Origin of the sequence: Pantoea rodasii, from assembly GCF_002095465.1 — a bacterium.
Taxonomy (GTDB): domain Bacteria; phylum Pseudomonadota; class Gammaproteobacteria; order Enterobacterales; family Enterobacteriaceae; genus Pantoea; species Pantoea rodasii.
Map to the genome: position 1 here is coordinate 89,333 of NZ_MLFP01000015.1, position 14,691 is coordinate 104,023.

Genomic DNA, 14,691 nt, shown 5'->3' on the forward strand with positions numbered 1-14,691 from the left:
TTTAGAGGGTTTCAACCCCCAATAGTGAGGGGAATACAGCTTCCGTGGCCGGAACTGTGTAAGCGTTTGACTGTGCTATCGGCGCTGCTGCGGTCTTTAAACGGCCCGATAACCACACGATTCCAGCCACCGCCGGTGGTGATTCGGCTTTCGAAACCTTCGAATGCCAGGCCCGCGCGAACGGATTCCGCCTGATCTGTGCCTTTGAATGAACCACACTGCACCATCCAGCGTTGCGAAGCGGCTTTTTCTTCAGGTTTCGCTTTTGCCGTTTCCTGCGGTTTCGGTTGTTGTACCGGTTCACGCGTAATCGGCGCAGGCTGTTGTTGCTGACGCGTGGCCTGCTGTTGCTGGATCTGTTGTTGGCGCTGCTGCTGTTGAATCTGTTGCTGCTGACGCTGCATCTGCTGCTGTTGTTGCTGCACCTGCTGCTGGCGCTGCAGAGTTTGCTGGCGCTGTGCTGGCGTCTGTTCGTTCCACGGCACTTCGTTCAGCTGCGTCGGTTGCTGACGCATATCCGCCTGCATCTGCTCCAGCAGTTGACGCTGTTCATCCGTCAGTTGGGTTTGTGACTGAACGCCGCCGCCAGCAGAGGGCTCCGTCGGCGTCGGCACGGTGATCTGGCGATTTTCCAGTTCTTTGATGTACTTCCAGCGCTCTTCCGGCTTAGGCGGAAGGCCGTTGCCGTTGGCTTTATGATTCGGAATGACCTCAATCTCTTCTTTTTTATGATGAGAGATGAACCATAAACCACCGGCAAAGGTGACCAGCACGGCCACGGCCAGTACTATCATCAACTTTGAAGTGCCGGAGCCGCCTTTGCTTTTCTTGCTGCGGCCCGCTGCGGGTTTTTGCGACGCGTCCCTGTTGAACGCCCGCGGCCTACATAATCTCTCTGTGCCACTTTCGTTCTGATACCCTTCAAAAAAATGCCAATGGGCGTGTAAATGTGCTGTTAATCGCCCGGTAAGGAATGCGCCATGTTACGCAAGGGCTGGAACTTTGACCAGCAGAGTCTGCCCTCAGAATCTGCTGAAAATGCAGGTCGCCGTCGGCTATTTTTCGCGTTTTGTGGCGGGTGCCGTACTTCCACGCACCCGCAATTCCGCATCCAGCAAGCGTGAACCGTTGTTGACGCGTTTGCCTTGCAGTTCATCCAACAGCAGCAGCATCGCCTCGCGGCCGATGGCAAAGCGCGGTTGTGCCACGGTGGTGAGCGGCGGATCGTAATACTGCGCCAGTTCGATATCGTCGAATCCCACCACGGACAGATCCTGTGGAATGTGCATGCCGAGTTTGCGCGCCTGGTTCATCGCGCCCAGCGCCATTAAATCACTGTGACAGAAAATGGCTTTCGGTGGCTGCGGCAGGCTCATCAACTGTTTCAGTGCGTTGGCACCCGCTTCAAAGGTGAAATCGCCGTGCACAATCAACGTGGGATCGATGGCAATGCTGCTGCGGCGCAGTGCCTGAATATAGCCCTGTAAACGATACTGGCTGAGCGGGATATGTTCCGGCCCGGTAATACAGGCAATCTGGCGATGACCGAGTTGCAGCAGGTGATTAACCGCTTCAAACGCGGCGGTCAGGTTATCAATGTGCACAGTAGGCAGCGCCATTTCCGGGGCGAATTCGTTGCCCATCACCATCGGCGGCAGATTACGTTGGTCCTCGATACCGGCTTCAAACGGCAGCTGTGAACCCAGCAGCACCATCCCGTCGATTTGGCGCGTCAGCATCAGATTCAAAAAGGTTTTTTCCTGCTGATTCTGATGCGCGCAGTCGCCAATCAATACCAGATAGCCTTCCTGCGCTGCCGTGACTTCCACGCCACGGATAATTTCGCTGAAGAACGGATCGCAGATGTCCGGCACAATCACCAGGATGGTTTGCGTTTCGCCGCGCTTGGCATTGCGCGCCAGCCCGTGAGGCGCATAGCCAACATCAATCACCGCTTGTTCTACTTTCTGCCGGGTGGCAGCAGAGACTTTTTCCGGATTCATCAGCGCGCGAGAAACCGTGGCGGTAGACACGCCGGCTTTCTCGGCCACATCTTTCATGGTGGCAGCGGATGAGGGTTGCTTCTGGTCCAACGTATAACTCCTGACGCGGTACAGCGCATTAATTTCAGACATTGCCGGGCTTCAACCGGGACGGGCATTATTGATAACCCAACGCCGGGAGAGGTTGTTACTTAATTTGCATAAAAATTGTGACTTGTGCGACTTTTTTCGATCTGGCTCGCAGATGTGCTGCGGCTTAGCTCTCGGTGGGATCGATATCCAGCGTCCATTTGATTTTCCGCGCTGCGGGCAGGGTGGAAATCAGCGGTAACGAGCTACTGAGCAGTTGTTGCAGGCGTTTGCGCGACGGATGTTGCAGCAACAACTGCCAACGCCAGCGCCCACTGCGCTTCGGTGCCAGCGCCGGAACCGGGCCCATCAACCACATCGCCTCATCTTTCAGCGGGCTGGCTTCTAGCAAATTGCGCAGCTGCGTGAGGAATTCGGCTGCCTGCGTATTATCCATATCTTCGGCACGGAACAGCGCATGGCTGGTCCACGGCGGCAGCTGCACCGATTGGCGCTCCAGCAAAGTTTCATCGGCAAAGGCGAAATAGCCGCGATGCAGCAGCGTCTGCAGCAGCGGATGCTCAGGATGATGGGTTTGCAATAACACTTCGCCCTGTTTGCCGGCGCGTCCTGCGCGGCCTGCCACCTGAGTGTAAAGCTGCGCAAAGCGTTCGGCGGCACGGAAATCGGCGGAGAATAAGGCACCATCGACATCCAGTAGCGAAACCAGCGTCACGTCAGGAAAATGATGGCCTTTTGCCAGCATCTGCGTACCCACCAGAATGCGCGCACCGCCGCGATGCACATCGGCCAGATGTTGTTCTAATGCGCCTTTACGGCTGGTGGTATCACGATCGATGCGCGAAACCGGCACGCCGGGGAAAAGCGTGCTGAGCTGCTGCTCTAACTGTTCAGTACCGACGCCGACCGGCATCAGGTGCGTTGAACCGCAACCCGGACACTGATTGGGCAGCGGACGCTGGCTGTCGCAGTGGTGGCAGCGCAACTGTCGATGATGTTGATGCAGCGTGTAATAGCTGTCGCAGCGCTGACATTCGGCTAACCAGCCGCAGTCGTGACACATCAATGCAGGAGAGAATCCGCGGCGATTCAGGAACAGCAATACCTGATTATCGGCCTGTAAATGCTGACGCATTTTTCCCAACAATGCGGGCGCGAGGCCGCCTTTGAGCTGTTGACCTTTAAGATCGATCAGCTGTTGCAGTGCCGGTTTGGCATTGCCAGCGCGTTTGGTGAGGTTGAGCTGGCGATATTTACCCACGCGAACGTTGTGCAGGGTTTCCAGCGCAGGTGTGGCTGAACCCATCACAATCGGAATATCTTCCTCATGCGCGCGGAACACCGCCAGATCGCGTGCCTGATAGCGCCAGCCTTCCTGCTGTTTGTAGGAGCTGTCGTGTTCTTCATCAATGATGATCACCCCCGGACGCGCCAGCGGGGTAAATAAGGCGGAACGGGTGCCGATGATAATCGCGGTTTCGCCACTGCGCGCACGCAGCCACACCGCAAGGCGTTCACTGTCATTGAGTGCCGAGTGCAGCACATCTATTGGCGCATCGAAGCGTTCACGGAAACGGGCAATGGTTTGCGGTGTCAGTCCGATTTCCGGCACCAGCACCAGCGCCTGTTTGCCGCGCGCCAGCACATTTTCCAACACGCTGAGATAGACTTCGGTTTTTCCCGATCCGGTAATGCCCGCCAGCAGCCACGCCGCATAATGATCGTCCTCGCTGCGCATCGCACCGACGGCCATCGCCTGATCGGTATTGAGGCGCAACCGATCGCCTTTTACGGCAAAAGTGGTGCGCCAGTCATGCATCTGCGGTGCGTGTTCACGCAGATCGCATAACCCTTTAGCGCGCAACGATTGCAGCGCGGCGTCGGTGAGATCCTGTTCGCTAACCTGATGGCGATACAGCGGTTGCTGTCGCAGTGCCGCCAGCGCTTGCTGCTGTTTCGGCGCCCGCTTGAGGCTTTCCATCGCCACTTCACGCCCGGCGTCGTTGACCACCCACTGCCAGAGCGGCGCTTCCTGCGCCGGTTTGCCCTGACGCAGCAGCACGGGCAACGCGTGGCTCAGCACTTCACCCAAGGGGGAGTGATAGTAACTGGCGGCCCAATTGAGGATACGCCACAGCGCTGGTGAAAACAGGCTTTGGTCATCCAGCACACTTTCCAGCGGCTTGAGCTGAGTCAGAGGGAGATCGCTGCTTTCCTTTATCGCCACCACAATGCCAATCATTTTGCGATTGCCAAACGGCACGCTGACGCGCGCGCCCATCACCGGCTGCGGCGCATCGGCGGGCAGCAGGTAATCGAACAAGCGGGGGAGCGGAACGGGCAGGGCAACCTGAACAACGGGCATGTCGATCTCTATCCGGTTCTGAATTAAGGAGAAGTAGTGTACACCCTGATAAGGCGAGCGGGTATCCGCTGTGGCGATTTGCCTGATGCGCTTAAATTCTGTATACTATGCCGCCTTTGATGAGATCGCTCGTCAAAGATACACTTAATTATTAACCGCGTGTGGTGCTGTGCAGGTTCGCCTGGCATAGAGAGCGACACGGCCTTTTATGAGGTTCTCCCATGAAACAAGGTATTCACCCGAAATACGAAGCAGTGACCATCAACTGCTCTTGCGGTAACGTGATCAACACCCGTTCAACCATGACCGGTAGCCTGAACCTGGACGTGTGCGGCAAATGCCACCCGTTCTACACTGGCAAGCAGCGTGTTGTTGATTCAGGTGGTCGTGTAGATCGCTTCAACAAGCGTTTCGGCATGCCAACCAGCAAGAAATAAGATTTTCGCCGTCGAATCTCCGGATTCGGAAGCAAGAAAAAACCCAGCCTCGGCTGGGTTTTTTTGTATCTGGACTCAGTATTCCCAAGTATCGGGATCGATGCCCATCTCACGCATAATCTGTTTGGCTTCTTCCGGGATCTCATCACTGCGTTCTTTGCGCAGATCAACATCATTCGGCAGAGGCTGTCCGGTGAAAGCATGCAAAAAGGCTTCACACAGCAGTTCGCTGTTTGTGGCGTGACGCAGGTTATTTACCTGACGGCGGGTGCGCTCATCCGTTAAAATTTTCAGCACTTTCAGCGGGATAGATACGGTTATCTTCTTAACCTGCTCGCTCTTCTTGCCGTGTTCAGCGTAAGGGCTGATATATTCGCCGTTCCACTCAGCCATGGGTTACCTTAATCAATAAAAGTTGAATATGGGGAAATCCGTTGATTATGCCCGATTTTTCTGTGCCTGACCGCTTAAACTGCCGGTTTTATGCTTACGCATCGCTTTTCACAGGAAAGCGCGCTGAACACCAGGCGATGACGCGTAATTTTAGCGGGTATTGATGATTTGCTCAATCTATACGCAAAGACATTTAGATGTCCAGATGTATTGACGTCTATGCGCTGAATGTTATCCTGTTGCCACTTCTTATTACTCTTCAGGAACAGTAAGCACCATGACGCGTAAACAGGCAACCATCGCAGTACGCAGCGGTTTGAATGATGACGAGCAATATGGCTGCGTTGTCCCACCGATTCATCTTTCCAGCACCTACAACTTCCTCGACTTCAATGAACCGCGCGCGCATGACTACTCACGTCGCGGTAACCCGACGCGTGATGTGGTACAACGCGCGCTGGCTGAGCTGGAAGGCGGTGTCGGAGCGGTACTCACCAATACCGGAATGTCGGCGATTCATCTGGTGACCACCGTGTTCCTGAAGCCGGGCGATTTGCTGATTGCCCCACATGATTGTTACGGCGGCAGCTATCGTCTGTTTGACAGCTTGAGCAAACGCGGTGCCTATCGTGTGAAGTTTGTCGATCAGGGTGACAAAGCCGCTTTGGCCGCCGCGCTGGCCGAGAAGCCAAAGCTGGTGCTGGTGGAAAGCCCAAGTAATCCGTTGCTGCGCGTGGTGGATATCGCCGGTATTTGTCAGGCAGCGCGCGAGGCCGGTGCGGTGAGCGTGGTGGATAACACCTTCCTCAGCCCGGCATTGCAAAACCCGCTGGCGCTGGGTGCCGATCTGGTGATCCACTCCTGTACCAAATACCTGAATGGCCACTCTGATGTGGTCGCCGGCGCGGTGATTTCCAAAGATCCGGCGATGGCCACTGAGCTTGCCTGGTGGGCGAATAATATTGGTGTAACCGGCGCAGCGTTTGATAGCTACCTGCTGCTGCGCGGTCTGCGTACTTTGGCACCGCGTATGGCAGCAGCACAACGTAATGCGCTGGCGATTGTTGATTACCTGAAGCAACAACCGCTGGTGAAAAACTGTATCATCCGTCTCTGCCGGAAAACGCCGGACATGAGTATGCGGTGCGTCAACAGCGCGGCTTTGGTGCGATGTTGAGTTTCGAACTCGACGCTGACGAAGCGCGTCTGCGCCGTTTCCTTAAGGCGCTTGAGCTGTTCACGCTGGCGGAATCGCTGGGTGGCGTGGAGAGTTTGATTTCGCACACCGCCACCATGACGCACGCAGGCATGTCAGCGGAAGCGCGCGCGGCAGCGGGTATTTCAGAAACGCTGCTGCGTATTTCTGTCGGAATTGAAGATCACGAAGATTTAATCGCCGATTTGGATAATGCATTCCGGATCGCAGCCGAGGAGTAAGCATGACGAGTTCAGCAGGCGCGGGAACGCCTAACAAGCAGTTGCACAAATTTGGTGGCAGTAGCCTGGCCGACGCGCGTTGTTATCAGCGTGTCGCCAACATCATGGCGGATTACAGTCATCCAGGCGATTTAATGGTGGTCTCTGCCGCGGGCAGCACCACCAATCAGTTGATCAGCTGGCTTAAACTGAGCCAGAGCGATCGCTTATCTGCTCATCAGGTGCAACAGGCATTACGGCGTTATCACAGTGAGCTGATCGCTGCGCTGCTGCCTGCTGAATTTGCTGAAACCTTAACGGCGGCCTTTATTCGCGATTTGGAGCGCCTGGCTGCCTTGCTGGATGGCACGATTTCGGATGCGGTGTATGCCGAAGTGGTGGGCCACGGTGAAATCTGGTCGGCACGTTTAATGGCCGCCGTGCTGAGCCAGCGCGATATTGAAGCCGCATGGTTGGATGCACGTGACTTCCTGCGTGCGGAGCGTGCGGCGCAACCGCAGGTGGATGAAGGTAAATCCTGGCCGTTATTGCAGGCCCTGCTGGCCCAGCATCCGCATAAACGCCTGGTGGTGACCGGTTTTATCAGCCGCAGCGACGCCGGTGAAACCGTGCTGCTGGGGCGCAATGGTTCTGACTATTCAGCCACGCAAATTGGCGCGCTGGCGGGCGTGGGTCGCGTCACCATCTGGAGTGATGTGGCGGGCGTCTATAGCGCCGATCCGCGTAAAGTCTCTGACGCTTGTTTGCTGCCGCTGCTGCGTTTAGACGAAGCCAGCGAATTGGCACGCCTCGCCGCGCCGGTATTGCATACGCGCACACTGCAGCCGGTGTCGAACAGCGATATCGATTTGCAGCTGCGTTGCAGTTATCAACCGGAGCAGGGTTCAACGCGCATCGAGCGCGTACTGGCTTCCGGTACCGGAGCGCGCATCGTCACCAGCCACGATGACGTGTGTCTGGTCGAGATTCAGATCCCGGATAATCACGATTTTAAAACACAGCAGAAAGAGATCGATCTGCTGCTGAAGCGGGCGCAACTGCGTCCGCTGGCGATGGGTGTCCATCCCGATCGCCGATTGCTGCAACTTTGCTACACCTCAGAAGTGGTCAACAGCGCCTTTAACCTGTTACAGGACGCTGCGTTGCCGGGTCATTTGCAACTGCGCGATGGTTTAGCATTGGTGGCGCTGGTGGGCGCAGGCGTGACGCGTAACCCGCTGCACAGCCACCGTTTCTGGCAGCAAATCAAAGACCAGCCGGTTGAGTTCGTCTGGCAGTCGGAAGATCACATCAGTATTGTTGCCGTACTGCGTGTGGGACCGACGCAGCACCTGATTCAGGGCTTGCACCAATCACTGTTCCGCGCGGAAAAACGCATCGGTCTGATGCTGTTTGGCAAAGGCAACATCGGCTCCCGCTGGCTGGAGCTGTTTGCACGTGAGCAGGAGAGCCTATCGGCACGCACCGGTTTTGAATATGTGCTGGCCGGCGTGGCTGATAGCCGCCGCAGCCTGCTGAGTTATGACGGTCTGGAAGCCAGCCGTGCGCTGGCCTTCTTTGATGACGAAGCCGAAGAGCGTGATGAAGAGTCACTGTTCCTGTGGATGCGTGCGCATCCGTTCGACGATTTAGTGGTGCTGGATGTCACGGCAAGCGCACCGCTGGCGCAGCAGTATCTCGATTTCGCCAGCCACGGTTTCCACGTCATCAGCGCCAACAAAGTGGCAGGCGCATCCAGCAGCCAGAGCTGGCGCCAGATTCGCGATGCGTTCGCTAAAACCGGCCGTCACTGGTTGTACAACGCTACCGTCGGCGCCGGTTTGCCGGTCAACCATACGGTGCGCGATCTGCGTGAAAGCGGCGACAGCATTCTGTCCATTAGCGGTATTTTCTCCGGCACGTTGTCGTGGCTGTTCCTGCAGTTTGACGGCACGGTGCCGTTCAGTGAGCTGGTGGATCAGGCCTGGCAGCAAGGCCTAACCGAACCCGATCCGCGTGTGGATCTATCGGGGCAGGACGTGATGCGCAAGCTGGTGATTCTGGCGCGTGAAGCGGGTTATGACATCGAACCGGATCACGTCCGTGTCGAATCGCTGGTGCCAGCGGATTGCGAAGGCGAGTCAATTGACCACTTCTTCGAGAACGCCGATGAGCTGAACGACCAAATGCTGCAACGCCTTGAAGCGGCGCAAGAGATGGGTCTGGTGCTGCGTTATGTGGCGCGTTTCGATGCCAACGGCAAAGCGCGAGTGGGTGTCGAAGCGGTGCGTCCGGAGCATCCGCTGGCCTCACTGCTGCCGTGCGATAACGTGTTTGCCATTGAAAGCCGCTGGTATCGCGATAATCCGCTGGTGATCCGCGGACCGGGCGCGGGCCGTGATGTTACGGCCGGCGCGCTGCAATCGGATATTAACCGCCTCGCTCAACTGCTGTAATCTGCTTCTCGTCGCAGACGGTGCTCGCCGTCTGCGCTTTTCATCCTCTCCGCTAACATGAAATTCTTTCAACCTGGTTGAGTATTTGTCACGCCTGTACATTAATTTTAAGTTGACGCTAAAGCGCGAATGGTTCATTTTGTGCATCTGGACGTCTAAACGTATGGATGTTCGCAGGCCGTAAGTTAATCGATATGTGACGACGAGGTAATTAGGATGAGTTTCTTTCACGCCAATCAGCGCGAAGCACTGAATCAGAGCCTGGCTGAGTTGCACGGGCAAATTAATGTCTCTTTTGAATTTTTCCCGCCTCGCACCAGTGAAATGGAAGAAACCCTGTGGAGCTCAATCGATCGACTGAGCAGCCTGAAACCGAAATTCCTCTCCGTGACTTACGGTGCTAACTCTGGCGAACGCGACCGTACGCACAGCATCATCAAAGGCATTAAAGAGCGCACCGGTCTGGAAGCGGCTCCGCATCTGACCTGCATCGATGCCACACCTGAAGAGCTGCGCGGCATTGCCCGTGACTACTGGGAAAACGGCATTCGCCACATTGTTGCCTTGCGTGGTGATTTGCCACCGGGCAGCGGCAAGCCTGAAATGTACGGCGCTGATTTGGTCGCGCTGCTGAAAGAAGTCGGTGATTTCGATATTTCCGTAGCGGCTTACCCTGAAGTGCATCCTGAAGCGAAAAGCGCGCAGGCGGACTTGATCAACCTGAAGCGTAAAGTGGATAACGGTGCCAATCGCGCCATTACGCAGTTCTTCTTTGACGTTGAGAGTTACCTGCGTTTTCGTGACCGCTGCGTAACGGCGGGGATCGATGTGGAAATCGTGCCGGGTATCTTGCCAGTATCGAACTTTAAACAGCTGCAACGCTTCGCCACCATGACCAACGTGCGCGTACCGGGCTGGATGAATGCGATGTTTGACGGTCTTGATAACGATCCGGAAACCCGCAAAATGGTCGGCGCCAACATCGCCATGGACATGGTGAAAATCCTGTCGCGTGAAGGGGTGAAGGATTTCCACTTCTATACGCTGAACCGCGCAGAGCTGAGCTACGCCATCTGTCATACGCTGGGTGTACGTCCGACCTTAACGGCCTGATTATCTAAAATGGAATCACGAAGAAGAGGGCCAATGCGCCCTGTTTTTTATGAGCTGTGCGTGTCGCGGGAAAGAAGCGGCAATTACGTAAAGTCGCTGTCTCGTCCCTGATCGCTCGGCGGGCGCCATCCCTGGCGCTCGACGCTTTACTCCATTTGCCGCTTCTTCCCGCTTTGTAATATTGTGCCCATTAAAAAAGGGACCCATCGGCCCCTTAATTATCATCTCGTGCCGCAACTAGCCCGTATTACGCATTCCCGCCGCAACACCCGCAATCGTCACCATCAGCGCTTGTTCAACACGCGCATCCGGCTCATCACCACGCTCTTCCTGCGCACGTGCACGATGCAGCAGCTCAGCCTGCAGTACGTTGAGGGGATCGGTGTAAACGTTACGCAATGCGATCGACTCGGCGATCCATGGCTGGTCGGCCATCAGGTGCGCATCGTTGGCGATGGTCAGCACAGCTTTAATATCCGCAGCCAGCTGATCGCGCAGCTGCTGGCCCAGCGGCCACAGTGATTTATCCACCAGACGCTGATCGTAATATTCCGCCAGCCACAGGTCGGCTTTCGAGAACACCATCTCCAGCATGCCCAGACGCGTAGCGAAGAATGGCCACTGGCTGCACATCGCTTCCAGCTGATCCTGATGACCTTCATCCATTGCTTTCTGCAACGCCGCACCGGCACCGAGCCACGCAGGCAGCATTAAGCGGTTCTGCGTCCAGGCGAAGATCCATGGAATGGCACGCAGCGACTCTACACCGCCGGTAGGACGACGTTTGGCCGGACGTGAACCGAGCGGCAGTTTGCCCAACTCCTGTTCTGGTGTGGCCGAGCGGAAGTACGGCACGAAATCCGGGTTCTCACGCACATAGCCGCGATACATGGCGCAGGAGTGGGCTGACAAACCGTTCATGATCTCTTTCCACTCGCGCTTGGGTTCTGGCGGTGGCATCAGGTTGGCTTCGAGAATCGCACCGGTATACAGCGACAGGCTGGCGATGGTGACTTCTGGCAGACCGTATTTGAAGCGAATCATCTCGCCCTGTTCGGTCACGCGCAGGCCGCCTTTCAGGCTGCCCGGCGGTTGCGACAGCAGTGCTGCGTGCGCAGGTGCGCCGCCACGGCCGATAGAACCGCCGCGTCCGTGGAACAGCGTCAGCGTGATGCCGGATTTCTCACAGGTCTTGATCAGCGCATCTTGCGCTTCGTACTGCGCCCAGCTGGCGGCCATCACGCCGGCATCTTTCGCCGAGTCGGAATAGCCAATCATCACCATCTGTTTGCCGTTGATGAAGCCACGATACCAATCGATGCTCAGCAACTGCGTCATCACGTCATTGGCGTTGTTCAAATCGTCGAGGGTTTCGAACAGCGGCGCCACCGGCATCGCGTAAGGAATGCCGGCTTCTTTCAACAGCAAATGCACCGCCAGCACGTCCGACGGCGTTTTCGCCATCGAAATTACGTAAGAGGCGATGGAACCTTGCGGCGCTTCAGCCACCACTTTGCAGGTATCCAGTACTTCACGGGTATTGTCGCCTGGCTCCCATTGGTGCGGCAGCAGCGGACGTTTGGAATTCAGTTCGCGGATCAGGAACGCTTGTTTGTCGGCTTCTGACCAACTTTCGTAGTCACCCAGTCCAAGATAGCGCGTCACTTCCGCAATCGCTTCGGTGTGACGGGTGCTTTCCTGACGGATATCGATGCGCACCAGCGGCACGCCAAAACACTTCACGCGACGCAGCGTATCCAGCAACTGACCGTTGGCGATAATGCCCATGCCGCACTGTTGCAGGGATTGATAGATAGCGTACAGCGGTTGCCACAGCTGCTCGTTAGACACCAGCAGATCGGCAGGGCGCGGCAGGCGTTCGCCTTTCAAACGACGGCCTAAATAAGCTTGCGTGGTCATCAGCTGGCCACGAATACGCTTCAGGATCATGCGGTACGGTTCCAGCGCTTCTGGATCGCCGCACAGCTCACGCACTTCATCGCTGCATTCAGACATCGACAGCTCAGAAATCAGCACACCCACGTCGCGCAGGAACAGATCGGCAGCTTTCCAACGGCTCAGCTGCATCGCATGGCGCGTGATCGGCGCGGTGACGTTTGGATTGCCGTCGCGGTCGCCGCCCATCCATGAGGTAAATTTGATCGGCACGAAATCCACCGGCAGTTTAATACCGAAGGTCTCTTCAACCTGCTCGTTCAGCTCACGCAGGAAAGCCGGTACGCCTTGCCACAGGCTATTTTCGACGACGGCAAAGCCCCATTTGGCTTCATCAATCGGCGTTGGGCGATACTTACGGATTTCATCGGTATGCCAGGCTTGTGCGACTAACTGGCGCAGGCGACGCATCACCTGCGTGCGCTCGTAATCCGAGAGATCGCTGTGATCGAGTTGCTGCAGGCAGCTGTTCACTTCGCCCAGCATGTGAATCAGTGTACGGCGGGTGATTTCGGTGGGGTGAGCGGTCAGCACCAGCTCCAGCGACAGCTCTTCAATCGCCTGACGAATCGAACTTTCGCTGATGTCGTTCTGCTGCTTCAGACGCTCAAAGGTTTTCTTCAGGATTTCAGGATTGTTGGCGCCATCGCCGCTGCGCGAAATGGTCTGATACTGTTCTGCCACGTTGGTCAGGTTGAGGAACTGGCTAAATGCACGCGCGACGGGCAGCAGCTCGTCATTTGAGAGATTTTGCAGCGTGTTCAGCAGTTCCTTACGATCGGTGTCATTGCCTGCGCGGGAGGACTTAGAGAGTTTGCGGATGGTTTCCACCCGATCGAGGATGTTCTCTCCCAGTGCATCCTTTATCGTATCCCCGAGCAGTTTGCCGAGCATACTGACATTACTTCGCATTGCGGAATATTGTTCGTTCATTTGACCCTGACACCCTTATCGTCTTGAAAGTACCCTTACACCCAACGGGCATAACATCGTCTTTTATCTAGCCACGGTTCTTCCTGTTCGTCAATTGACTTAAATCGACGATAATTCGCTGCTAACTACCGGAAATTCATAGAATTAAAGTGAGGGGAAGCGAGATAAGTTATTCTTATTATTAAATCCCGAACAATGACCGGGCAATTTACTGTTTTAACAGTGAATTGCCCCATCTATTGTTAATCAGTGGCAAAAATGCTGCACAACCTGGGTGATAAGCGCATGAGTTGGCTTAATAAATGCGGTATCAATAAATTCATCCGGCTGATGGGCCTGATTGATCGATCCCGGGCCTAAAACCAGTGTTGGACACAATTGCTGGATAAAAGGCGCTTCGGTGCAATAGTTCACCACTTCGGTTGGCACGCCCAGCAGTTTCTCCACCACTTTTACCAGTTCATGATTGGCCGGGCATTCATAGCCCGGAATCGGTGGATGCAGTTCGCCCACGGTCAAACGACCCGGCCAACGCTCGCTCACCGGCGCCAGTGCTTCATTCAGCAAACCATCCAGATCGCTCAGGGTTAAGCCTGGCAGTGGACGAATATCCATATGCAATTCACAGCAGGCGCAAATGCGGTTAGCGGCGTCGCCACCGTTAATATGACCAAAGTTCATGGTCGGATAAGGGATAGCGAAACCGTCGTGGTTATAACGATTCTTAAGGGTATTGCGCAGTTGCATCAGTTGCGTGATGGACTCATGCATCAGCTCGATGGCGTTCACACCGCGCGAAGGATCGCTGGAGTGACCTGACTGGCCCTGAATACGAATCACATTCGACAAATGGCCTTTGTGCGCGCGCACCGGCTTCAGTGAGGTTGGCTCACCGATGATGGCGCAATCCGGGCGCAGCTGAGTGGTTTCAGAGAAATACTTCGCGCCCGCCATGGTGGTCTCTTCATCGGCGGTGGCGAGGATATAAAGCGGCTTATTCAGTTTGGTCACGTCAACGTCACGCAGCGCATCCAGAATAAAAGCAAAGAAACCTTTCATATCCGCCGTGCCTAAACCGTACAACTTATTATCGTGCTCGGTTAAGGTGAATGGGTCGCGCGTCCAGCGGCCATCATCATAAGGAACGGTGTCAGTATGACCCGCCAGCAACAGGCCGCCGGCGCCCAATCCACTGCGTGCCAGCATATTGAATTTATGACGTGTGCCAGGGACCGGTTGTACTTCGACGCTGAAGCCTAAATCGCGGAACCAGCCCGCCAGCAAATTGATTAAAGTTTCATTACTCTGATCCAGCGCGCTGTCGGTGGCGCTGATCGATGGTGTGGCAATCAGCTGGCGGTAGAGTTCGATAAAAGGTGGTAATTTTGTCTTCACTGTTGACGGTCCTTGGGTTAGGATGTATCAATATTCATGCATTAATAGTGAATAAAAATACAATAACGTCGCTTGCATGTGAAGGGGTAAATCATCTGCAAACGGCATCGTGGGCAACGGGGCAAAGCCGCGAC

8 protein-coding genes and 2 pseudogenes are annotated in these 14,691 nt (G+C 55.7%); 4 read left to right on the forward strand and 6 right to left on the reverse strand.

Features of this window, described 5'->3' with window-relative positions:
- Positions 1-11: 11 nt before the first annotated feature.
- From ftsN to priA, 3 genes and pseudogenes are all read right to left on the reverse strand, one after another.
- Positions 12-904: pseudogene (ftsN, locus tag HA45_RS17585) on the reverse strand (cell division protein FtsN).
- Between the two features lie 151 nt (positions 905-1,055).
- Positions 1,056-2,093 (reverse strand): DNA-binding transcriptional regulator CytR, encoded by a 1,038-nt coding sequence (gene cytR / locus HA45_RS17590; protein WP_100701984.1) that lies wholly within the window; start codon positions 2,091-2,093, stop codon positions 1,056-1,058.
- A 166-nt stretch (positions 2,094-2,259) separates the two neighbouring features.
- Positions 2,260-4,458: a primosomal protein N' gene (priA, locus tag HA45_RS17595; protein WP_100701983.1), complete on the reverse strand. Its 2,199-nt coding sequence runs from the start codon at positions 4,456-4,458 to the stop codon at positions 2,260-2,262.
- Between the two features lie 221 nt (positions 4,459-4,679).
- On the opposite strand from priA, the gene rpmE reads away from it, so the two are divergent.
- Positions 4,680-4,895, forward strand: coding sequence for a 50S ribosomal protein L31 (gene rpmE, locus HA45_RS17600; protein ID WP_100701982.1), 216 nt, complete (start codon positions 4,680-4,682; stop codon positions 4,893-4,895).
- Positions 4,896-4,970: 75 nt separating this feature from the next.
- On the opposite strand, the gene metJ is transcribed toward rpmE, so the two are convergent.
- Positions 4,971-5,288 carry a met regulon transcriptional regulator MetJ gene (gene metJ / locus HA45_RS17605; RefSeq protein ID WP_034823729.1) on the reverse strand — a complete coding sequence of 106 codons (318 nt, stop codon included), beginning with the start codon at positions 5,286-5,288 and terminating at the stop codon, positions 4,971-4,973.
- Between the two features lie 277 nt (positions 5,289-5,565).
- Here metJ and metB point away from each other — a divergent pair.
- The 3 genes and pseudogenes from metB (at position 5,566) to metF (ending at position 10,273) form a co-directional block, all read left to right on the forward strand.
- Positions 5,566-6,725, forward strand: a pseudogene (gene metB / locus HA45_RS17610) (cystathionine gamma-synthase).
- Between the two features lie 2 nt (positions 6,726-6,727).
- The gene (locus tag HA45_RS17615; protein ID WP_100701980.1) at positions 6,728-9,160 is read left to right on the forward strand and encodes a bifunctional aspartate kinase/homoserine dehydrogenase II; all 2,433 of its coding nucleotides are present in this window, start codon (positions 6,728-6,730) and stop codon (positions 9,158-9,160) included.
- A 216-nt stretch (positions 9,161-9,376) separates the two neighbouring features.
- Complete coding sequence (gene metF, locus HA45_RS17620) at positions 9,377-10,273, forward strand: methylenetetrahydrofolate reductase (protein ID WP_100701979.1); 897 nt, start codon at positions 9,377-9,379, stop codon at positions 10,271-10,273.
- Positions 10,274-10,510: 237 nt separating this feature from the next.
- Here metF and ppc read toward each other — a convergent pair whose 3' ends face one another.
- Complete coding sequence (gene ppc / locus HA45_RS17625; protein ID WP_100701978.1) at positions 10,511-13,162, reverse strand: phosphoenolpyruvate carboxylase; 2,652 nt, start codon at positions 13,160-13,162, stop codon at positions 10,511-10,513.
- A gap of 246 nt (positions 13,163-13,408) precedes the next feature.
- On the reverse strand, positions 13,409-14,557 hold the full coding sequence (argE, locus tag HA45_RS17630) for an acetylornithine deacetylase (RefSeq protein WP_100701977.1): 1,149 nt from the start codon (positions 14,555-14,557) through the stop codon (positions 13,409-13,411).
- Between the last annotated feature and the right edge of the window lie 134 nt (positions 14,558-14,691).

Coding starts and splice junctions, on each gene's coding strand:
- priA (WP_100701983.1), bottom strand. CDS start 4,458: ATGCCCGTTGTTCAGGTTGCCCTGCCCGTTCCGCTCCCCCGCTTGTTC.
- rpmE (WP_100701982.1), top strand. CDS start 4,680: ATGAAACAAGGTATTCACCCGAAATACGAAGCAGTGACCATCAACTGC.
- metJ (WP_034823729.1), bottom strand. CDS start 5,288: ATGGCTGAGTGGAACGGCGAATATATCAGCCCTTACGCTGAACACGGC.
- HA45_RS17615 (WP_100701980.1), top strand. CDS start 6,728: ATGACGAGTTCAGCAGGCGCGGGAACGCCTAACAAGCAGTTGCACAAA.
- metF (WP_100701979.1), top strand. CDS start 9,377: ATGAGTTTCTTTCACGCCAATCAGCGCGAAGCACTGAATCAGAGCCTG.
- ppc (WP_100701978.1), bottom strand. CDS start 13,162: ATGAACGAACAATATTCCGCAATGCGAAGTAATGTCAGTATGCTCGGC.